General features: G+C 44.3%; 18 protein-coding genes and 1 CRISPR repeat array. Of the genes, 14 read left to right on the forward strand and 4 right to left on the reverse strand.

Features of this window, described 5'->3' with window-relative positions; all coding sequences use genetic code 11:
- Nucleotides 1-202 precede the first annotated feature (202 nt).
- Entirely contained in the window at nucleotides 203-4,756 is a 4,554-nt protein-coding gene (gene gltB / locus D7Y06_RS02370) for a glutamate synthase large subunit (RefSeq protein WP_120406233.1), read from the forward strand.
- A gap of 13 nt (nucleotides 4,757-4,769) precedes the next feature.
- Nucleotides 4,770-6,263 carry a glutamate synthase subunit beta gene (locus D7Y06_RS02375; RefSeq protein ID WP_120406234.1) on the forward strand — a complete coding sequence of 498 codons (1,494 nt, stop codon included), beginning with the start codon at nucleotides 4,770-4,772 and terminating at the stop codon, nucleotides 6,261-6,263.
- Nucleotides 6,264-6,377: 114 nt separating this feature from the next.
- Here the strand turns inward: D7Y06_RS02375 and D7Y06_RS02380 are convergent, their stop codons facing one another.
- The 3 genes from D7Y06_RS02380 to D7Y06_RS02390 are packed head-to-tail and all read right to left on the reverse strand — an operon-like array spanning nucleotide 6,378 to nucleotide 8,064.
- Nucleotides 6,378-7,133, reverse strand: coding sequence for an ABC transporter permease (locus tag D7Y06_RS02380; protein ID WP_120406235.1), 756 nt, complete (start codon nucleotides 7,131-7,133; stop codon nucleotides 6,378-6,380).
- The gene (locus D7Y06_RS02385; protein WP_120406236.1) at nucleotides 7,133-7,369 is read right to left on the reverse strand and encodes a hypothetical protein; all 237 of its coding nucleotides are present in this window, start codon (nucleotides 7,367-7,369) and stop codon (nucleotides 7,133-7,135) included. The genes D7Y06_RS02380 and D7Y06_RS02385 overlap by 1 nt, the downstream gene beginning before the upstream one ends.
- On the reverse strand, nucleotides 7,366-8,064 hold the full coding sequence (locus tag D7Y06_RS02390; protein WP_120406237.1) for a response regulator transcription factor: 699 nt from the start codon (nucleotides 8,062-8,064) through the stop codon (nucleotides 7,366-7,368). The genes D7Y06_RS02385 and D7Y06_RS02390 overlap by 4 nt, the downstream gene beginning before the upstream one ends.
- A gap of 206 nt (nucleotides 8,065-8,270) precedes the next feature.
- Here D7Y06_RS02390 and D7Y06_RS02395 point away from each other — a divergent pair, with 206 nt between their 5' ends.
- From D7Y06_RS02395 to D7Y06_RS02430, 8 genes are all read left to right on the forward strand, one after another.
- Nucleotides 8,271-8,627, forward strand: a complete 357-nt coding sequence (locus D7Y06_RS02395; protein WP_243119043.1) for a LytR/AlgR family response regulator transcription factor — start codon at nucleotides 8,271-8,273, stop codon at nucleotides 8,625-8,627.
- 69 nt (nucleotides 8,628-8,696) lie between these two features.
- Nucleotides 8,697-9,155 (forward strand): hypothetical protein, encoded by a 459-nt coding sequence (locus tag D7Y06_RS02400; protein ID WP_120406239.1) that lies wholly within the window; start codon nucleotides 8,697-8,699, stop codon nucleotides 9,153-9,155.
- A gap of 11 nt (nucleotides 9,156-9,166) precedes the next feature.
- Nucleotides 9,167-9,361: a hypothetical protein gene (locus tag D7Y06_RS02405; RefSeq protein ID WP_120406240.1), complete on the forward strand. Its 195-nt coding sequence runs from the start codon at nucleotides 9,167-9,169 to the stop codon at nucleotides 9,359-9,361.
- A gap of 11 nt (nucleotides 9,362-9,372) precedes the next feature.
- Nucleotides 9,373-9,741, forward strand: coding sequence for a hypothetical protein (locus tag D7Y06_RS02410; protein WP_158591195.1), 369 nt, complete (start codon nucleotides 9,373-9,375; stop codon nucleotides 9,739-9,741).
- 93 nt (nucleotides 9,742-9,834) lie between these two features.
- Entirely contained in the window at nucleotides 9,835-10,506 is a 672-nt protein-coding gene (locus tag D7Y06_RS02415) for a flavodoxin family protein (protein ID WP_120406242.1), read from the forward strand.
- A 48-nt stretch (nucleotides 10,507-10,554) separates the two neighbouring features.
- Complete coding sequence (locus D7Y06_RS02420; protein WP_120406243.1) at nucleotides 10,555-12,147, forward strand: glucosyltransferase domain-containing protein; 1,593 nt, start codon at nucleotides 10,555-10,557, stop codon at nucleotides 12,145-12,147.
- An 84-nt stretch (nucleotides 12,148-12,231) separates the two neighbouring features.
- Nucleotides 12,232-13,107, forward strand: a complete 876-nt coding sequence (locus tag D7Y06_RS02425) for a DegV family protein (protein WP_120406244.1) — start codon at nucleotides 12,232-12,234, stop codon at nucleotides 13,105-13,107.
- Between the two features lie 28 nt (nucleotides 13,108-13,135).
- Complete coding sequence (locus D7Y06_RS02430) at nucleotides 13,136-14,431, forward strand: adenylosuccinate synthase (RefSeq protein WP_120406245.1); 1,296 nt, start codon at nucleotides 13,136-13,138, stop codon at nucleotides 14,429-14,431.
- A 259-nt stretch (nucleotides 14,432-14,690) separates the two neighbouring features.
- A CRISPR array of direct repeats spans nucleotides 14,691-15,651; the repeat unit is 32 nt; unit sequence ATTTCAATCCACACTCCCACACGGGGAGTGAC.
- A gap of 294 nt (nucleotides 15,652-15,945) precedes the next feature.
- Here D7Y06_RS02430 and D7Y06_RS02435 read toward each other — a convergent pair.
- Nucleotides 15,946-16,146: a hypothetical protein gene (locus D7Y06_RS02435; protein ID WP_120406246.1), complete on the reverse strand. Its 201-nt coding sequence runs from the start codon at nucleotides 16,144-16,146 to the stop codon at nucleotides 15,946-15,948.
- Between the two features lie 242 nt (nucleotides 16,147-16,388).
- Between D7Y06_RS02435 and D7Y06_RS02440 the strand changes: the two genes are divergently transcribed.
- From D7Y06_RS02440 to D7Y06_RS02455, 4 genes are all read left to right on the forward strand, one after another.
- Complete coding sequence (locus D7Y06_RS02440) at nucleotides 16,389-16,832, forward strand: Hsp20/alpha crystallin family protein (RefSeq protein WP_120406247.1); 444 nt, start codon at nucleotides 16,389-16,391, stop codon at nucleotides 16,830-16,832.
- Nucleotides 16,833-16,981: 149 nt separating this feature from the next.
- Entirely contained in the window at nucleotides 16,982-17,464 is a 483-nt protein-coding gene (locus tag D7Y06_RS02445) for a Uma2 family endonuclease (RefSeq protein ID WP_243119044.1), read from the forward strand.
- A gap of 59 nt (nucleotides 17,465-17,523) precedes the next feature.
- Nucleotides 17,524-18,495, forward strand: coding sequence for an alpha/beta hydrolase family protein (locus D7Y06_RS02450; protein ID WP_147415567.1), 972 nt, complete (start codon nucleotides 17,524-17,526; stop codon nucleotides 18,493-18,495).
- A complete protein-coding gene (locus D7Y06_RS02455) occupies nucleotides 18,492-20,114 on the forward strand; it encodes a spermidine synthase (RefSeq protein ID WP_120406249.1) in 1,623 nt (540 codons plus the stop codon). The genes D7Y06_RS02450 and D7Y06_RS02455 overlap by 4 nt, the downstream gene beginning before the upstream one ends.
- Nucleotides 20,115-20,189: the final 75 nt, after the last annotated feature.

Below are 20,189 nucleotides of genomic sequence, written 5' to 3' on the forward strand. Positions count from 1 at the left end.
GACAAATTGTTTCTATACCGCCATTTTTAGAAAAAAACAATAGATATTATCAGACAATTTAAATAAAAATTAAAAATAATCATACTATCAGACAATAGAAAGAAAAAAGTTGTTTACAAGCGGGAGAAAAAGTAGTATCATGTGGCTTAGAAAAATTTTGCATGCATAGTTGAACTATATTGTAGTAGAAAGGATAAAAGTTATGAGAGATAAATGGAATGGAAAAGGGACAGAGCTTAAGGGCCTTTATTCCCCGGAATTTGAACATGACAACTGCGGTATCGGCGCAGTGGTAAATATCAAAGGCATCAAAACCCACGAGACGGTAGCCAATGCACTAAAAATTGTGGAGAACTTAAAGCACAGGGCAGGCAAAGATGCAGACGGCAAGACCGGGGACGGGGTAGGAATCCTCCTTCAGATTTCCCACAAATTTTTTACAAAGGCGGTAAAACCCCTGGGGATTGATTTAGGGGAGGAGAGGGATTACGGCGTGGGCATGTTCTTTTTTCCACAGGATGAATTAAAGCGAAACCGGGCAAAAAAAATGTTTGAGGTTATTGTGGAGAAAGAGGGCATGAAATTCTTAGGATGGCGGGATGTGCCCACAGATCCCTCCAAGCTAGGCCAGAAGGCAGTGGACTGTATGCCCTATATCACCCAAGGGTTTGTGAAACGGCCAAAGGATGTGGAAAAGGGTCTTCCCTTTGACAGAAAGCTCTATGTAGCCAGACGTGTCTTTGAGCAGTCCAACGACGACACCTATGTGGTATCTCTTTCCAGCCGTACCATTGTGTACAAAGGAATGTTTTTAGTGGAGCAGCTTCGGCTGTTTTTCGGGGACCTGCAGGATAAGGATTATGAATCCGCCATTGCCACGGTACACTCCCGTTTTTCCACCAACACAAATCCCAGCTGGGAGAGGGCCCACCCCAACCGCTTTATTGTACATAACGGAGAAATTAACACCATCAAGGGAAATGCGGATAAGATGCTGGCCCGTGAGGAGACCATGGAGACGGGATTTTTAAAGGGGGAGCTGCAGAAAGTCCTTCCGGTGATAAACAGCGAGGGTTCCGACTCCGCAATGCTTGACAATACCTTAGAATTTCTGGTAATGAGCGGCATGGATCTGCCCCTGGCAGTTATGATTATGATTCCGGAGCCCTGGGCAAACAACAAGGCGATGCCCCAGAAAAAACGGGACTTCTACCAATATTACGCCACCATGATGGAGCCCTGGGACGGCCCGGCTTCCATTCTTTTTTCCGACGGGGATATGATGGGGGCAGTCCTTGATAGAAACGGTCTGCGCCCTTCCAGGTACTATATCACAAAGGACGATTACCTGATTCTCTCCTCCGAGGTTGGGGTGTTGGATATCGATCCCATGAAAATACTGGTGAAAGAGAGGCTCCGCCCAGGGAAAATGCTCCTTGTGGATACCAAACAGGGCAGGGTAATTGACGACGAGGAGCTGAAAAACACCTATGCGGGAAAACAGCCCTACGGCGAGTGGTTAGACAGGAATTTAATTAAGCTTGAGGATTTAAAAATTCCAAACCAGCGTGTGCCGGAGTACACAAAGGAAGAGCGCCAGAGGATGCAGAAAGCTTTCGGCTACACCTATGAATCACTGCGGGATGCCATTCTTCCCATGGCAAAAAACGGCGGGGAGGGGACTTCTGCAATGGGAATCGATACGCCTCTCGCAGCTTTGGCAAATGACCGCCAGCCCCTGTTTAACTACTTTAAGCAGCTTTTTGCCCAGGTGACAAATCCTCCCATTGACTCCATCCGGGAAAAAATTGTAACTTCCACCACCATTTATGTGGGGGAGGACGGAAACCTCTTAGAGGAAAAAGCGGAAAACTGCCAGGTAATAAAAGTCAACAACCCCATTTTGACAAATACGGACTTAATGAAAATAAAATCCATGAAAGTGGACGGGTTCAAAGTGGCTGTACTGCCCATTATCTACTACAAAAACACAAGTTTGGAAAAGGCTATCGACCGTCTGTTTATGGAGGCGGACAGGGCTTACCGGGACGGGGCAAATATTTTGATTCTCTCCGACAGAGGAGTGGATGAAAACCATGTGCACATTCCCTCCCTGCTGGCAGTTTCGGCCCTGCAGCAGCATTTAGTGCGGACAAAGAAGAGAACCAGCCTTGCCATGATTTTAGAGTCCGGGGAACCCAGGGAAGTGCACCACTTTGCCACCCTTCTTGGCTACGGCGCCTGTGCCATCAATCCTTACCTGGCCCAGGAGACCGTGAAACAGCTTGTGGATGAGCATATGTTAGACAAGGATTACTATGCGGCGGTAAACGATTACAACCATGCCATTATCACAGGTATCGTAAAAATCGCCTCCAAAATGGGGATTTCCACCATCCAGTCCTACGAGGGTTCTAAAATTTTTGAGGCAATCGGCATTGACGCAGAGGTGATTGACAAATATTTTACCAATACCGTAAGCCGCATCGGGGGCATTACCTTAAAAGATATTGAGGAGGATGTAAACGAGCTGCACTCCACCGCCTACGACCCCTTGGGATTTGAGACGGATTTAACCCTGGACAGCAAAGGACGCCACAAGATGAGAAGCGGGGCGGATCCCCACCTTTACAACCCTGCCACCATACATCTTTTGCAGGAGTCCACAAAGCGGGGAGATTACAACCTGTTTAGGGAGTACACAAAACTGGTAAGTGAGGAGGAGAAAAATGCCAACCTAAGGGGACTGATGGACTTTAACTTCCCCAAAAAAGGCATTGAAATCGAAGAAGTGGAGAGTGTGGATTCCATTGTCACCAGGTTTAAAACCGGGGCAATGTCTTACGGCTCCATCTCCCAGGAGGCCCATGAGACACTGGCTCTTGCCATGAACCGTCTCCATGGAAAATCCAATTCCGGGGAAGGCGGGGAGGATGCAGAGCGCATTGCAAGCAAAAACACAGGAAAGAATAAATGTTCCGCCATCAAACAGGTGGCCAGCGGTCGTTTCGGCGTCACCAGCCGCTACTTAGTCAGCGCAGACGAAATACAGATAAAAATGGCACAGGGGGCAAAACCGGGGGAGGGAGGCCATCTGCCGGGGAAAAAAGTGTATCCCTGGATTGCAAAGACAAGGCTCTCCACACCGGGAGTATCTCTGATCTCCCCGCCCCCTCACCACGATATTTACTCCATCGAGGATTTGGAGCAGTTAATCTATGATTTAAAAAATTCCAACCGCCAGGCCAGAATTACCGTAAAACTGGTGTCTGAGGCAGGTGTGGGAACTGTGGCGGCAGGTGTGGCAAAAGCAGGAGCCCAGGTAGTTCTGATTTCCGGTTACGACGGAGGTACAGGAGCCGCCCCCTCAAGCTCCATCCACAATGCGGGGCTTCCCTGGGAGCTTGGCCTTGCGGAGACGCATCAGACCTTAATTATGAACGGCCTTAGAAATAAAGTGAGGATTGAGACAGACGGTAAGCTGATGAGCGGCAGGGACGTAGCCATCGCAGCCCTCCTTGGGGCGGAGGAATTTGGATTTGCCACGGCTCCCCTAGTAACCCTTGGCTGTGTAATGATGCGCGTGTGCAACCTGGATACCTGTCCGGCGGGAATTGCCACCCAAAACCCGGAGCTTCGGAAACGTTTTGCAGGAAAGCCGGAATATGTGGAAAACTTTATGCGGTTTATCGCAGAGGAGTTAAGGGAATATATGGCAAAACTGGGCTGCCGCACCATCGACGAGATGGTGGGGAGAAGCGATTTGTTAAAAGTGAGGGAGGATTTATCCGGCAGGGAGAAAGAGATTGACCTGTCCCGGATTCTCAACAATCCCTTTGCAGGACCGAAAGAGAAAGTCACCTTTGACAAAAAACAGGTATACGACTTTGAACTGGAAAAGACAAAGGATGAAAAGGTATTGTTAAAACAGTTAAAGAGTGCCTTAGAGAGCCGGCAGAAACGGATTATTGATGTGGAGCTTACCAATATCGACCGCTCCTTTGGAACCATATTCGGCTCTGAGATAACCAGAAAGTACGACGATACCTTAGAGGACGACACTTTTATTGTAAAATGTACCGGTGCCGGGGGACAGAGTTTTGGCGCCTTTATCCCCAAGGGGCTTACCTTAGAGCTTGTGGGGGATTCCAACGATTACTTTGGAAAAGGACTCTCCGGGGGAAAACTGGTGGTATGCACCCCTACCGGAGTAAATTATAAACAAGATGAAAATATCATTATCGGAAACGTGGCCCTTTACGGGGCAACCAGCGGAAAAGCCTTTATCAACGGCGTGGCGGGAGAGCGCTTCTGCGTGAGAAATTCCGGGGCAACAGCGGTAGTGGAAGGCGTGGGGGACCACGGCTGTGAGTATATGACAGGGGGCCGTGTGGTAATTCTTGGAAAAACCGGGAAAAACTTTGCGGCGGGAATGAGCGGCGGAATTGCATATGTTTTGGACGAGGACAATGACCTTTACACCAGGACAAACAAAGAGATGGTCTTTTCCGAGAGCATTTCCAATAAATATGACGTGATGGAATTAAAAGAGATGATACAGGAACATGTGGCTCTGACAAATTCCGCAAAGGGCAAGGAAATCTTAGATAACTTCAGCGAATATCTGCCTAAGTTTAAAAAGATTATGCCCTACGATTACAACCGCATGATGATGGCTATTGTTCAGATGGAAGAGAAAGGCCTTTCCTCCGAGCAGGCCCAGATTGAAGCATTTTATGCAAGTACAAGGGATTAAGGAGGAGAGAGCAATGGGAAAACCAACAGGATTTATGGATTATGACAGAAAAGCTGCAGCCTCTGTACCGCCGAAAGAGCGCATTACAAACTATAAGGAATTTCATATCTATTTGTCTGAGGAAGAGCAGCAGAAGCAGGGAGCCAGGTGCATGAACTGCGGCGTTCCCTTCTGCCAGGCAGGGATGGACATTATGGGAATGACCAGCGGATGCCCCCTGCACAACCTGGTGCCGGAGTGGAATGATCTTGTTTACACAGGAAACTGGGAGCAGGCATATAACCGGTTAAAAAAGACAAATAATTTTCCCGAATTTACTTCCAGAGTGTGTCCCGCCCTCTGTGAAAACGCCTGCACCTGCGGACATTACGGAGATGCCGTCACCGTAAAGGAAAATGAGCACGGCATTATTGAAAGGGCCTATGAGGAGGGATATGCCAAGGCAAAGCCCCCAAGAACCCGCACAGGGAAAACCGTGGCTGTTGTGGGCAGCGGCCCGGCAGGGCTTGCGGCGGCAGACCAGTTAAACCGCCGGGGCCATAAGGTGACGGTGTTTGAGCGGGACGACAGGGTTGGGGGGCTTTTAATGTATGGAATCCCCAACATGAAACTGGAAAAACAGGTGATTGACCGCAAGGTTGACATTATGAAAGAGGAAGGGGTGGAATTTGTCACAGGGGCAAATGTGGGAAAAGATGTAAAGGCGGCAAAGCTTTTAAAAGAATTTGACGCTGTTATCTTAGCCTGCGGGGCAAAAAATCCCAGGGATATAAATGCCCCTGGAAGGGATGCAAAGGGAATTTATTTTGCGGTGGACTATCTCTCCCAGACCACGAAAAGCCTTTTGGATTCTGATTTCAAAGACCAGAAATTTGTCTCCGCCAAGGGGAAAAAAGTGGTGATTATCGGCGGGGGGGACACGGGAAACGACTGTGTGGGAACCGCCATCCGCCAGGGGGCCGTAAGCGTTACCCAGCTTGAGATGATGCCCCCTGCCCCAAAGACAAGGGCGGAGGATAACCCTTGGCCCCAGTGGCCCAAAGTCTTAAAGACAGACTACGGCCAGGAGGAAGCCATTGCCGTGTTCGGCCATGACCCCAGGATTTACCAGACAACGGTAAAAGAGTTTTTGAAAGATAAAAACGGGAACCTTACCGCTGTGAAAACCGTAAAGCTTGAGAGCCAAAAAGACGAGAAGACAGGGCGCATGGTTATGGGGGAAGTCCCTGGCTCCGAGAGCAAAATTGACGCAGATCTTGTTTTCATTGCAGCAGGCTTTTTGGGAACCCAGAAATATGTGGCGGACGCTTTTGGAGTCAAATTAAATGAGAGGACGAACGTGTCCACAGAAAAAGGAAAATACAGCACCAATGTAAAAAATGTGTTTACCGCAGGGGATATGCACAGAGGCCAGTCCTTGGTGGTGTGGGCCATCCGGGAAGGAAGGGAAGCCGCCCACGAGGTGGATGAAAAGCTTTTAGGGTATTCCAGCTTATCGGTGCAGTAGGAAAAACAATTAAAATAGGCACAGGATGACACAGGCAGCGCTTTTAAGGTAAATCTATTTCGGAACTTAAGCCTGCCTGTGTTTTTTATTCCGCCCTTTGATCCATCATGAAATTTATGCGATATCTTCTTTTTGTAATCTTATTATACTGGCCCAGATGCCAAACACCCATAGGGATAAAAGAATGAACAATCCAAGGAAAAGGGGACATCCAGACTGTGCCAGCCTGCCAGTCAACAGCAGATAAGCTGCAGTCCATGGGTAAAATCCTGCTATGGGGGAACCTGATAACACAACATTTAACAAACTGACGGTTGCAATGGCAATAAATGGTATTAGGATTCCCTTTGCACGTATTGTAAGATATACAAATGGGGTCAGCGTCGCAAAGAGGAGTATACCGCCCTTTATCATCTGTATGAAGATATAAACTGCTGACAACAGGTTTATCTGGGAAACATGCATAAATATATTAAAAATCATAGATATCACAACAATGTCCAACCATGAAAGAACCATAAACAAAAGGATAAGAATAAACAGAATGATAAATTTACCCATTATAAATTGCCTGCGCCCTATGGGAACTACAAAAATGGTTTTCAATGTTTTTTCCGTATACTCCCTGCTGATCAGAAATACTGCAACTACCGCCATAACAAGGAGGCCATATAACAGCATAAGAAACATAATGGTATCTTCATAAATCCAGCCAAGGCTTAAAATTGCCTCTGGATTTGATATGCAAATCCTAACATCGTTTACGGTAACTAAAAAGGGTACTATGAATGAGCCCAAAACTCCAATTAAAATAATTTTTGAGCGTTTTAATTTCATCCATTCGCAATACACAAGATCAGCCAATCCCATCAAATATTCTTTTCTTCCAACACAGGAAGATGTGCAATGATTACTTCCCTTGTTAATTCAAAATTAATATCTGCGAGAATATCATTTCCCTTTACAAATGAATTTCGTTTAGGTGCATGATGCAGGCTTTTTAGAAAGTCAAGCCACTCTGCCAACTGTTTTTGGATATGGAGAATATAGATAAATTCTCCGATACAGAGAAACAGTAAAATAATACCAAATGCCATCACCATCATGTTGTTTCACCGCCTAATTTATATCCCACACCCCATACCGTTAAAATATATTTTGGGTGTTCTGGATGATCCTCAATCTTTTTTCTCAGCCTGCGGATATGTACCATGATATTATTGTCATCATAAGCATACGCATCCTTCCATACAGCTTGGTATATCTGCCTTTTGGTAAAAACTTTTCCTGGGTTTTCTGCAAAATGCAAAAGTAAATCAAATTCCTTTGCTGTGAGTTCAAGGAGCATACCGTCTTTTCGGACTTCACGTCCCGCTTTGTCGATGGACATTCCACCAACAGTAATAATTTCCGGGGAACCGTCAGCGGTGTTGAAAATGGTATATCTCCGCAGCAGGGAGGATACCCTGGCAAGAAATTCGCTATTAGCAAATGGTTTTGTCAAGTAATCATCTGCGCCCATCCTTAGCCCGGACACTTTGTCGCCTTCACTGTCTTTAGCGGTGAGTATTAAAACAGGAATAAAACTTTTTTTTCTGATTCTCTCCAATACCTCGTATCCGTTTATCATGGGAAGCATAATATCCAAAACCACAAGTTGATATTCTGCGCTTTGCAGCTCATGTAATCCCATAACCCCGTCATGGCAGGTGCAGACGTCATATCCTTCCTGTTCCAAATGATGCCGAAGCAGTCTGCATAAATCCACATCATCATCTATAATCAATATTTTTTGTTTCATGCAAAAACCTCCTTATAGGTTTTATTTTAGATGTATAGGCGAATAATATCAATGGTTTTAGGTTCTCCTCTGCCATAGATTAACTTTCATGACATTTTATAGTCGTTTCGTGCCAACTTCCTTACGAATTGCAAAAATGTTCCGATACTTATTATAAATAATTTAATAGTTAGTACAATAGAAACAATTTGGAAATGGAGAGTAGCATGGAACAAAATACAATCCGTCCTGGGGAAATGATAGAGTATGTTTTTGTGGAGGGCAAAGTCTCCCTGAATACGGAGGACATAATTTATATCGAGACAAGCAAACATAAAAATACCTTTTATACAAAAGAGGAGACTTACAGTATTTATAAGAAATTAAGTGAGATTGAAGGGGAATTAAAAGACTTTGGCTTCGTGCGCATCCATCAGAGTTTTCTGGTGAATATGCAGTATGTGGAAAAAATCAGCAGTTATATTATGACGCTTACCACCGGTCAGGAGCTTTCGGTGCCGAAGGCCAGATATCCTCAGGTAAAAAAAGAATATCAGCAGTATTTGGAAGAATCAAAGGATTGACAATGGGCAGAAAGGAATCGCAAAGGAGGACTTTCTGTTTTTTTGTATTTTTGTTTGGGAGGGAAGATTATGCCGGCAGAGCAGATACAGGCTTATGAAAACGCAGGAAACATTTTTAAAGATAAGTTAGACAAAAAAAAGACGGAGAATACGGACAGGGATTTTCGCCGGGTAATGGGGGAAAAGAAGAAAAAGAAAAAATGTGGAAAAAAGGAGGAATCCTGGTTTGATAAGCGTCAAAAAATCATCCGGGCAAGGTTAAAGGCTCAGGCAAATCTCAACGCAGAGCGCAGAGGGGAGATGAGCCGGATAGAGCAGGAGAATCATGCAAAAATCCAGGCTGCTGGGGCAAACAGGCTGCACAATTTTTTGGTGGAGGACACGGGCAGGGAAAAGCATTTGCCAGAGAATGTTACAGAGAAAGAGTATGTGAGAAACGTAAATACCTGTGATTACCTTCGGAGGGCGTATCTCCTGTCAGGGGCAAAAAAGAAAGCGGCCTGCTCTGGAAGGAAAAGAAAAGAATAAGGAAAAGCCAAATGAAAAATATTTTTATCGAGGGTATTCCGGGAATGGGAAAATCTACTCTGCTAAATGCAATTCACACAGAAAAACCGGAATACCGCATATTTCGGGAAGGAGATTATTCCCCGGTGGAGCTTGCCTGGTGTACATGGATGAATGAAAGCAAATACAGGGATGTCTTTTTGAGTGCTCTATTTTTCAGAATATGATAGAAGAGTTCATGCTGTATCATCTGTTAAGTGATGAGGAAATTTTGTCATTCTATGAAAAACTCTTTTGGGGCATGAATCGGGAAGATTTTCTGCTGCTATATCTCTGCAGCGACAGGACAAAGGAGTGTATTGAGGTGATTCGGAAAGAGCGCTGTGATAATCAGGGGAATGAGCTGTGGTATCCTCTTATGAGGGAATATTTTGTCAATTCCCCATATGGAGCAGAGCATGGGTGTAAAAGTTTTGAAGATTTGATAGATCATTTTAAGCGAAGGCAGAAGCTGGAACTTCAGATTATAGAACATGTTTTGGGGAGAAACGGGAGGATTCTTTCAGCAAAAAAGTGGAAGATGGAGGAAATTCTGCCGTTACTGTAACAGTTCGTGCACGCCAAAGTATTATGCTGTAGTTGAACTCTTTTCCAAAGTATTGTATAATGGGTTTGCAAAAAATGGGAAAAGAGGATAATCATGAAAATTGCTATGATTCACGGCCAGAACCACAAAGGGACTACCTGCCGGGTGGGAAGGATGCTGGCAAAAAAATTAATAGGCGAGGTAAAGGAATTTTTCCTGCCCAAGGATTTCGGGGAATATTGTGTGGGCTGTACCACCTGCTTTATGAAAAATGAAACGAAATGCCCTCACTATGAAAAATTGAAACCTCTGACAGATGCCATAACAGAAGCGGATGTTATTATTCTTACCAGCCCCGTGTATGTATTTCATGCCACAGGGTCAATGAAAGCCTGGCTGGACCACTATGGATACCAGTGGATGGTGCACCGGCCAAATCCTGCTATGTTTCAGAAACAGGCCGTGTGCATTGCGACGGCGGCGGGGGCAGGGATGAAGTCAGCCTGTAAGGATATGGCGGACAGCCTATTTTTTTGGGGCATCCCGAAAATTTATACATGCGGCTTTGCCGTTTTTGCCACTTCCTACAGAGAAGTTTCGGAAAAAAAGAGACGGGAAATAGATAGAAAAACAACCCGGATAGCCGCTAAGATAAAAAGCAATGCGGGAAAGGTGAAACCGGGCTTTAAGACAAAAGCATTTTTCCATTTGATGCGCATAATGAATAAAAAGGGTGGATTGAATCCGGCGGACAGAGAATACTATAAGCGCATGGGCTGGATTTAAAACGCCGGAAAGAAGGAAGGATTTCGGCGCAGGAAAAGGAGAATTATTTTGAGAGAATTATATAAGGATGCAAAGGAATTTGTCTTCAGGCATAAAGCGGCTTTGATTGTAAATGCAGTGATTTGTGTCATATGTTACGGTCACATGGCATTTTCCCAGAATGTGGGAATTGATACGGAACATGTGATTAACCATCCCGGTGTGTCCATGCAGTGGGAAACTGTAGGCAGGCAGGGACTTTTGTACACGAAAAATCTTTTCGGGGTAATCAATTATAATCCCTATTTCAACGGAGCTTTGTTTCTGGCAGGTTTTATTCTGCTGGGAAGCATGGTTTCTTTTTTGTGCTTTATTGTCAGCGGGAGAAATGACAAATATCCATATGGATTTTTTTCTGTTCTATTTTCCACCTGTCCCGTGTGGATGATGCAGTTTTATTTCGCCCTCCAGCGGGCGGAGGTGGTTTTGGGCATGATTTATGGGGTGATTTCTGTGTTTGCCCTTTTTCAGATTGTGTTTTTAAACCAGAGGAAAATTTACTGGTTTCTCATCTGCCTTTTATTTGGGATGTGGTGTTTTTCCTCCTATCAGGCCTGTGCATTTTTGTATATCAGCCTGTGCATTATCTGCTATCTTTTGGATTTTTTCCGGGAGCCGGACAGAAAAATGAGTGTGTATTTTAAAAAAATTGCCGGGTTAATCCTTGGGTTTGGCATTGTGTATCTATCATATACCTTCGCGGTAAAGCCAACCCTGTCTAACGGATGGTATATTAAAGGCCAGATGAAATGGGGCGTGTGGCCCTTAAGCCAAAATCTGGCGTTGATTTTTGACCATGTGAAATGTCTGTTAAACTGGTACCGGCCGGATAATGTCTCTGCATATCCCCTGGCACTTATCTGCGTGTCCCTGCTGTTTTGCCTGTATGTTTTTAAGAGTAAAAAAAACAGTGTTCCCCTTTTCCTAGGATTGGCGGGGCTTTTGATTGCTCCGTTTCTCATGTCAATCTACATTGGAAATAAGGCCCTGGGGCGCTCACAATCGGCTCTCCCCGTTGTGGCGGCATTTGCATGTATGCTGTTCTGGGGCTTTTTAAGTACCTGGGAGGAAAAAAAGCTTCGCATATTAAAATGGGTCAGCATGTTTGCCGGAGGGATTATGGTATGGGCAGGCATGGCGGTGATTTTGGCATTTGTTTATACAGATGATATCCGGTATCGGGACGATGTGAACACGGCAAGGATGATTGCCTCGGATTTGTATCAGACCGAGGGATATAGGGAGCTTCCTGTCATATTTGTCGGGGAGAAGGATGCGGAGTTAAACGGGGCGTGCCTGGAGGCGGATTTGTACGGATATTCTTTTTTTAAATGGGATTATTCAGATGGAAACCCCACCGGGGCAACCTGGAGGATACTTGGGTTTATGAATACCCTTGGGATTGAACTTGAGGACGGAAGCCGTTTTTCTGAAAAAGCGTTAAAGGCAGCAGAGAATATGCCCTATTTTCCCCAAAAGGGATATATTTCCGTTCAGGATAAGTATGTGGTAATTAAATTGTCGGAAGTGCCCAGCAGCAAATCCAGAAAGCCTAGAAAGTCACAGGATTCCTGGAAATTGTGGCATTTCAGAAAAAATTAATGTAGATTTCTTTTTAAATTATGGTATACTATATATGTTTGTGAGCATTTTATTTAGAAAACCATACCAAAAAGGAGAGATGACATGAACAAAATTGCGATTGTTTCCGACAGTAACAGCGGGATTACGTCAAAGGAGGCAGAAGCGGCAGGCGTTCACATTCTTCCCATGCCATTTTTTATTAACGGGGAAACTTTTTATGAGGGAGTGGACCTGACCCAGGAGCAGTTTTATGAAAAACTGAAAAGCGGATGCGATATTTCCACATCCATGCCCTCTGTGGGAAATGTGACAGATTTATGGGATGAACTTTTAGGTTCTTATGAGGAAATTGTGCATATTCCCATGTCCAGCGGCTTAAGCAGCTCCTGTGAAACTGCTTACATGTTGGCCCAAGAATACGAGGGGAAGGTGCAGGTGGTAAATAACCAGAGAATTTCTGTCACCCAGAAACAGTCTGTCTATGATGCAAAGGCCCTGGCAGAGAAAGGGAAGGGCGCAGAGGAAATTAAGAATATTTTAGAGAGGGACAAATTTGAGTCCACGATTTATATTATGGTGGACACGTTGGCCTATCTGAAAAAGGGCGGAAGGATTACCCCTGCGGCCGCAGCTTTGGGAACTTTGCTGAAATTAAAACCGGTACTTCAGATTCAGGGGGAAAAGCTAGATGCCTTTGCAAAGGCAAGGACTGTGAAACAGGCAAAATCCTTGATGATTGACGCCATAAAAAATGATTTTGCCAACCGTTTTCATGATGCAAAGGGAGAAAATATGCATCTTTCCATGGCATATACCTATGATTTGGCGGCGGCGGAATCCTTTAAAAATGACGTGCAGGAGATTTTCCCGGACAGTGAGATTGTGTTAGACCCTCTGTCCTTAAGCGTTTCCTGTCACATTGGCCCGGGAGCTTTGGCAGTTGCCTGCTCAAAGAAAATTCCGGAACTGGAAAAATAGTTTAGAATCACAACAGGAGGAATATAGAATGGTAAAAGCAGTAGTCGGTGCAAACTGGGGAGACGAGGGAAAAGGTAAGATTACAGATATGCTTGCCAGGGAAGCGGACATTGTGATACGTTTCCAGGGAGGGGCAAATGCAGGACATACCATAGTCAATGATTATGGTAAGTTTGCATTACATACACTGCCCTCCGGTGTGTTTTACAACCACACCACCAGTATTATCGGAAACGGAGTGGCATTAAACATACCGGTACTTTTTGATGAGATAAAGTCCATTACAGGGCGGGGAGTGCCGGCTCCAAAGATTCTTGTTTCCGACAGGGCCCAGATTGTGATGCCCTATCATATTTTGTTTGACCAGTATGAGGAGGAGCGTCTGGGAGGAAAATCCTTTGGTTCCACCAAGTCGGGAATTGCACCTTTTTATTCCGATAAATATGCAAAAATCGGTTTCCAGGTCAACGAATTATTTGAGGAAGACATTTTAAAGGAAAAAATAGACCGGGTATGCGATATGAAAAATGTGCTGCTTAAGCACCTCTATCATAAACCTCTGATTGATAAAGGGGATCTGCTGCATACCATGCATGAATACCGGGATATGGTAAAGCCCTATGTGTGTGATGTTTCCTCTTTCCTGGATAAGGCTTTAAAAGAGGGAAAAAATATTCTGTTAGAGGGACAGCTTGGAACGTTAAAAGACCCGGATCACGGAATTTACCCCATGGTTACATCTTCCTCCACCCTGGCCGCTTACGGCGCCGTAGGAGCAGGGATTCCGCCCTATGAGATTAAGGAGATTATCACCGTGTGCAAAGCATATTCTTCCTCCGTGGGAGCAGGAGCATTTGTCAGCGAGATTTTCGGTGAGGAGGCGGACGAGCTGAGACGCCGGGGAGGCGACGGCGGAGAGTTTGGGGCAACCACTGGAAGGCCTAGGCGTATGGGCTGGTTTGACTGTGTGGCAAGTAAATACGGATGCCGTCTCCAGGGAACCACAGACGTGGCTTTTACAGTGCTTGACGTTTTGGGATACCTGGATGAAATTCCCGTCTGCGTTGGCTATGAGATTGACGGGGAAGTTACCACAGAGTTTCCCACCACAGGAAAACTGGAAAAGGCAAAACCGGTGTTAAAGACACTTCCAGGGTGGAAAGAAGACATTCTGGGAATTCGGAAGTTTGAGGATCTTCCGGAAAACTGCCGCAGATATGTAGAGTTTGTGGAGGAGCAGATTGGCTATCCCATCACCATGGTATCAAACGGACCGGGAAGGGACGATATTATATACCGCAGTTCAAAATTGAAGAAAAATTAGGAACTGTTAATGAAAAATTTTGCAATTTGGCGCCGGATTGTTTCGTACATGCAAGGCGGAGGATGACACCGTAGCGGGCTGCGGCAACTGACGACAAGGCAGTTGTGTGCGAATCAAGCCAAGCCAAATGTAAAGATTTAATAACAATTCCTTAGGAAAGGCTGGATTAATCAGCGACTCTATGGAAATTAGGAAAGGGGCTGTTGCACGAAAATGGTGCACAGCTCCTTTTTTGTAAAAGAAATTACAGTTAAACTTTATTTCAATCCACACTCCTGCACGGGGAGTGACATTGCAGGAACGTGTCAAACATCGTCAGCATATCTATATTTCAATCCACACTCCCACACGGGGAGTGACAAGGGAAAAACGACTGATATGTAAAGCGGCAGAAGATTTCAATCCACACTCCCACACGGGGAGTGACGGATGCCGATTCGCACGGAATTCCTTCATTTTTCATTTCAATCCACACTCCCACACGGGGAGTGACTCGTTGACCCCCAGAATGAGTATGAGGACATCGCAATTTCAATCCACACTCCCACACGGGGAGTGACAAGTGGCGATGCAAGACGGTTCGTTGAGTTGATGATTTCAATCCACACTCCCACACGGGGAGTGACTGTAAGTACTTCTTTGCATCGGATATTTCATCCGAATTTCAATCCACACTCCCACACGGGGAGTGACATATCTAACACTCCTGCAAGACAGGCAGATATGATATTTCAATCCACACTCCCACACGGGGAGTGACGCAAGCACTGTGGGCTGCTCCTGGCCAATAGTAAATTTCAATCCACACTCCCACACGGGGAGTGACGTTTGGCTGCAGCAGGCAATAGATGCGTACCAGGATTTCAATCCACACTCCCACACGGGGAGTGACGAGGACTATACGGACGCCAACGGGTATTTACATCATTTCAATCCACACTCCCACACGGGGAGTGACATTTTCGTACTGATTTAGGGATTTTTTTAACTCGATTTCAATCCACACTCCCACACGGGGAGTGACATTGTTACTTATGACTTAAATGATGGTAATAGGATTTCAATCCACACTCCCACACGGGGAGTGACCTCTTCTAACACTTTGATGTCGTTGTCTATATCATTTCAATCCACACTCCCACACGGGGAGTGACTTAATTCATTGATTTTCTTTATTAAATTTTCAAAATTTCAATCCACACTCCCACACGGGGAGTGACAGCAAAATTACTGAATTTATCGGAAACTTTGCACTCTGATTTGTCTGATTCCAACAAAACTGCAACATAATATACCCAGTTTGTTGAAATTATAGTGTTATTTTCACCCTAAACTTGGTGCGAACCTCCCTGGAAAATGATGTTCACTTAAGGTTCGCACAGCCTATGTTATTTGTATTCCTTTTGCATCATAGGATATAGGCCTTCTTTTTTTTCATAAATAATTGACATGAATTTATCTTCCATAACCAACTGTGAAGGGTACAGGATACACGCAAATGTTGAATTTTGAAGTTATTTGTGTTTGGTAAGGTATTTATACATGGCAGTATAAATCCAAAGCAGAATGGGGATAATTACGGTAGCGGCAATGGAGGCCACGAAGAATTCAAAGGTGTGGGCATTACTGGTTAAAGCTAAAACCAGGCTGGTGAGGTAAAGCCCGGCTAAAAGTATAATTCCAAGAAGGGCTGATATTCGTTTCAGGTTTTTCATAAGATTTGTTCCTTTGCATAAAATGATAAGTATTATTATAACACAAGAATAGATAGAAAAATAGAGAGAGGACACAAATAATTCACAATAATTATTAGCACTCACTATTGACGAGTGCTAATAAAGGTGATATAGTATAACCATCAAAGGAAATGAAACAAAAAATCCTTTGAGAAACAACGACACCTGGATTTCTTCCATAGTGCTGAAAATATTATCATTCATGAAAGGGGATATGACGTATGATGATGCCTAGTATTTTTGGAGAAAATTTATTGGATAACTTTATGGAGGGCTTTGCCTTTCCCGATATGGATAAGATTCTGTACGGAAACCACGGAAGGAACCTTATGAAAACCGATGTGAAGGAGAAAGACGGAGGTTACGAGGTTGATATTGATTTGCCCGGTTTTAAGAAAGACGAGATTAAAATGCAGCTTAAGGACGGATATCTCACCGTAAATGCGGCAAAATCCATGAACCGGGATGAGAAAAACGAGGCGGGCAGTTATATCAGGCGGGAACGCTATGCCGGCAGCATGAGCCGCAGTTTCTATGTGGGAGACCATGTGACAGAGCAGGATGTCCATCCCAAATATGAAAATGGAATTCTCACATTCCATATTCCAAAGGCACAGCCGAAAGCTGTGGAGGATAAGGGACATTATATTTCCATAGAGGGGTAAGTAAAATTAGTAAAACCTGTGGGCAATGCCTGCAGGTTTTTTTACTGTGCTGTCAGGGAAAATAAAATTATCTTTCTTTCTGTATTAAGTCATGTTATAATCCAAGAGATGAAAGGATGTGATGCTATGGCATTGGCAGCAAGGGAATATTGGAGGACGAGAAAATAAACGGGGTGATATATGACATGTACCCGGCGCCCGGATACCAGCACAGAATTATCAATAGCAATATTCATACGAAGATAAAAACAGGATTGAAAGACAGCATATGCCTTGTTACCATGGAAAACCTTGATTTTAAATATCATCCCGATGTAAACGATGATTATGTATGCTCGGATATCATGGTGATCTGTGACCGGAAATATCTAAAAGGGGGCACTTACAGCGGAGTGCCCAAGTTTATTGCCGAGACCTTAAGTCCCTCATCAGCCAGACGGGACAGGAGGGAAAAGAAAGATATTTATGAAGCCGCAGGGGTGGAGGAATACTGGATTGTCACCCCTCATGGCTCTTTAGAAATATATTATCTCCAGGATGGAAGATATATTTTGGAACAGGGTTATGTTTTGCAGGAAGATAAAGAGGATGAGGATTATAAAAGTTTTTTGAGGATTTCAAGGTATATGTAAATACGATAATCACACATATCACAGATGGGAACGAAAATGGGGAAAGACTGGTGAAAATTATGGGTGGCTCAGTAATAGAAACGGAATCGGAAAAATTGATGCGTCAGGAAATAGCAGGGATGATAGGGATAGAATTATCGGAACCTGCATTAAATGTGGAATACGAAGTGTTAGAGTCTGTACAGGAGAATGGATATACGAGACATTGCATCGAATATGATTCTTATGGAGATAAAGTGAGCGCCTATCTGCTTTTCCCGGAAATTCTTGATCATAATCCGGCAATTCTTATCCATCACCAGCATAACAGAGAACATCATCTGGGAAAAAGTGAAGTCTGCGGTTTGGCAGGAGATCCGTTACAGGCGTTTGGGCCGGAACTGGCAAAAAAAGGGTTTGTAGTATTGGCGCCGGATTCCATATGTTTTGAAGACAGGCGGAAAGATACATCGGTGCAGGGATTTGACTTTTGGCAGCATTTTGATGAGATGTGTTACCGCATTTTAAAAGGAGACTATTTGATGAAGAAAGTAATAAATGATGCCATGTCGGGCATTACATTGCTTTCTCATCTGGATGGCGTCAATCCCAAAAGAATTGGAACTCTGGGACATTCCTATGGTGGAAATACGGTTTTATTTTTATCTGCGTTAGACCAGCGAATCGCCTACAGCTGCGCAAGCGGCAGTGCCTGTACCTTTGAAAATCGTATAAAAAACAATGTAGGAATTGAAATGGCAAGCGTAATTCCAAACTTCCATGGAAAATATGATATTTATGATTTGGTCTCCTGTATTGCTCCAAGACGGCTGCTTCTTGTTTCCGGTGAAGAGGATAAAGATTCCAGAGATGCATCTTATATTGTGGAAAAGGCCAGTTCAATCTATGGGAAATTAGACGCTTTGAACAATTTGCAGCACAATCAATATCCGGGCGGCCACGCATTAACAAAAGAAAGATTCTGTGATATCATAGAGTGGCTTTGTGCGAATAATAATGAAATAAAAAATACAGGCAGGAAGGTTTTATGAAAGAAAAGAACATTTTAACCAATAAAATTTATCTTTACCTCACGGAATTTTTTGCAGGGATGTCGGTAATGGCGGTGGAGCTTGGGGCGAGCAGGCTTTTAGCCCCTTATTTCAGCTCCTCCCAGATTGTGTGGACGATTATCATTGGGACGATTATGATTGCAATGGCTCTGGGGAATATATACGGGGGGAGGTATGCCGACAGAAATCCCAACCCGGATAAGCTTTACGGCAGGATTTTGATTGCGGCCATATGGATTGGGGCAATTCCGGTTTTGGGGAAATATATTATTCTGGGGATTTCCGGTGTTTTGATTCTGGCGGTAAATACGAATTTTTTAATTTGGGCGGGATTTTTAGCCTGCATGGTGATTTTTGTATTTCCACTGTTTCTTCTGGGCACTGTCACGCCGTCCCTGGTAAAATATACAGTGGACAGATTGGAGGACAGCGGTAAGACGGTGGGGCAGTTAAATGCTTCCAATACACTGGGAAGTATCCTCGGAACGTTTCTTCCCACCTTTGTCACCATCCCGGCTGTGGGAACTTCCATTACGTTTCTTATTTTTGCAGGAATTTTGCTGGGCTTGGCATTGGCTTATTTTATCAGCACAAGAAGGGGGGCGAAAAAATCTGTAATAGGGACTGTCCTGTTTCTGATTTGCTGTTTTACGGGATATTCTGACAGTTTTGCTTTTTGGGAACATAATTTGACTTTTGAGGGGGAATCCATATACAATTATCTTCAGGTAAAAGAGGACGAGAGGCAGGTGGTTTTGTCCACAAATGTGCTTTTCGGCGTGCAGTCCATTTTAAAGAAGGACGACAGTTTTACCGGGATGTATTATGACTATGCCCTTGCCGCACCCTTAATGGCAGGGGTGAAGGAGAAGGAGGGCTTTGATATTTTAGTGCTTGGAAACGGGACGGGGACCTTTGCCAGGCAGTGCAAAAGATATTTTCCCCATGCCAGTGTGGAAGGGGTGGAGATTGACGGGAAAATCACGGAACTGGCAAAACAGTATTTTGAGATGCCGGAGGAAATAAAAGTCACAACCTATGACGGGCGGGCATACCTGAATGTGGTTGACAGAAAGTATGACGTGATTATGGTGGATGCCTACCAGGACATTACCATACCCTTTCAAATGTCTTCTCTGGAGTTTTTTACTCTGGTGAAGGAGCATTTGAAAGAAGAGGGGGTTATGGTGGTAAATATGAATATGCGGGGACAAAAAGAGGGGAATATTAACCAGTATCTTGCTGACACTATTTCCCATGTGTTTTCTGAAATCTATACTGCGGATGTACCGGGAACTACAAACCGGGAATTGTTTGCTTCAGACAATCCAAATATGATTTCTGTGCTTAAGACAAACCAGGAAACTTTAAAAGAGGAGAAAACCACTGGAGGTACAGATCTGGCGGAAATGCTTAAACAGGTTTATGCAGGGATGAACCGCTATGTGCCCGGAAAGTATCTCATGACAGATGACAAGGCGCCGGTGGAACTTTTGGGGATGCAGGTAATTGACGATTTGATTCAGGGAGAAATTGGGTATTATAAAGATATTTTTAAAAAAGAAGGAATCCAGGGACTTTTAAATCATTTGAAATAAGTCCGCAGAAAAAACCCCGGCATTTGCCGGGGTTTTTAGGGGAGGATAAGTATTCTTGCATCTTTCGTTGAAATT

This window comes from Roseburia sp. 1XD42-69 (genome assembly GCF_003612565.1).
Taxonomy (GTDB): domain Bacteria; phylum Bacillota; class Clostridia; order Lachnospirales; family Lachnospiraceae; genus Roseburia_B.

Coding starts and splice junctions, on each gene's coding strand:
- gltB (WP_120406233.1), top strand. CDS start 203: ATGAGAGATAAATGGAATGGAAAAGGGACAGAGCTTAAGGGCCTTTAT.
- D7Y06_RS02375 (WP_120406234.1), top strand. CDS start 4,770: ATGGGAAAACCAACAGGATTTATGGATTATGACAGAAAAGCTGCAGCC.
- D7Y06_RS02380 (WP_120406235.1), bottom strand. CDS start 7,133: ATGGGATTGGCTGATCTTGTGTATTGCGAATGGATGAAATTAAAACGC.
- D7Y06_RS02385 (WP_120406236.1), bottom strand. CDS start 7,369: ATGATGGTGATGGCATTTGGTATTATTTTACTGTTTCTCTGTATCGGA.
- D7Y06_RS02390 (WP_120406237.1), bottom strand. CDS start 8,064: ATGAAACAAAAAATATTGATTATAGATGATGATGTGGATTTATGCAGA.
- D7Y06_RS02395 (WP_243119043.1), top strand. CDS start 8,271: ATGGAACAAAATACAATCCGTCCTGGGGAAATGATAGAGTATGTTTTT.
- D7Y06_RS02400 (WP_120406239.1), top strand. CDS start 8,697: ATGCCGGCAGAGCAGATACAGGCTTATGAAAACGCAGGAAACATTTTT.
- D7Y06_RS02405 (WP_120406240.1), top strand. CDS start 9,167: ATGAAAAATATTTTTATCGAGGGTATTCCGGGAATGGGAAAATCTACT.
- D7Y06_RS02410 (WP_158591195.1), top strand. CDS start 9,373: ATGCTGTATCATCTGTTAAGTGATGAGGAAATTTTGTCATTCTATGAA.
- D7Y06_RS02415 (WP_120406242.1), top strand. CDS start 9,835: ATGAAAATTGCTATGATTCACGGCCAGAACCACAAAGGGACTACCTGC.
- D7Y06_RS02425 (WP_120406244.1), top strand. CDS start 12,232: ATGAACAAAATTGCGATTGTTTCCGACAGTAACAGCGGGATTACGTCA.
- D7Y06_RS02430 (WP_120406245.1), top strand. CDS start 13,136: ATGGTAAAAGCAGTAGTCGGTGCAAACTGGGGAGACGAGGGAAAAGGT.
- D7Y06_RS02435 (WP_120406246.1), bottom strand. CDS start 16,146: ATGAAAAACCTGAAACGAATATCAGCCCTTCTTGGAATTATACTTTTA.
- D7Y06_RS02440 (WP_120406247.1), top strand. CDS start 16,389: ATGATGATGCCTAGTATTTTTGGAGAAAATTTATTGGATAACTTTATG.
- D7Y06_RS02450 (WP_147415567.1), top strand. CDS start 17,524: ATGGGTGGCTCAGTAATAGAAACGGAATCGGAAAAATTGATGCGTCAG.
- D7Y06_RS02455 (WP_120406249.1), top strand. CDS start 18,492: ATGAAAGAAAAGAACATTTTAACCAATAAAATTTATCTTTACCTCACG.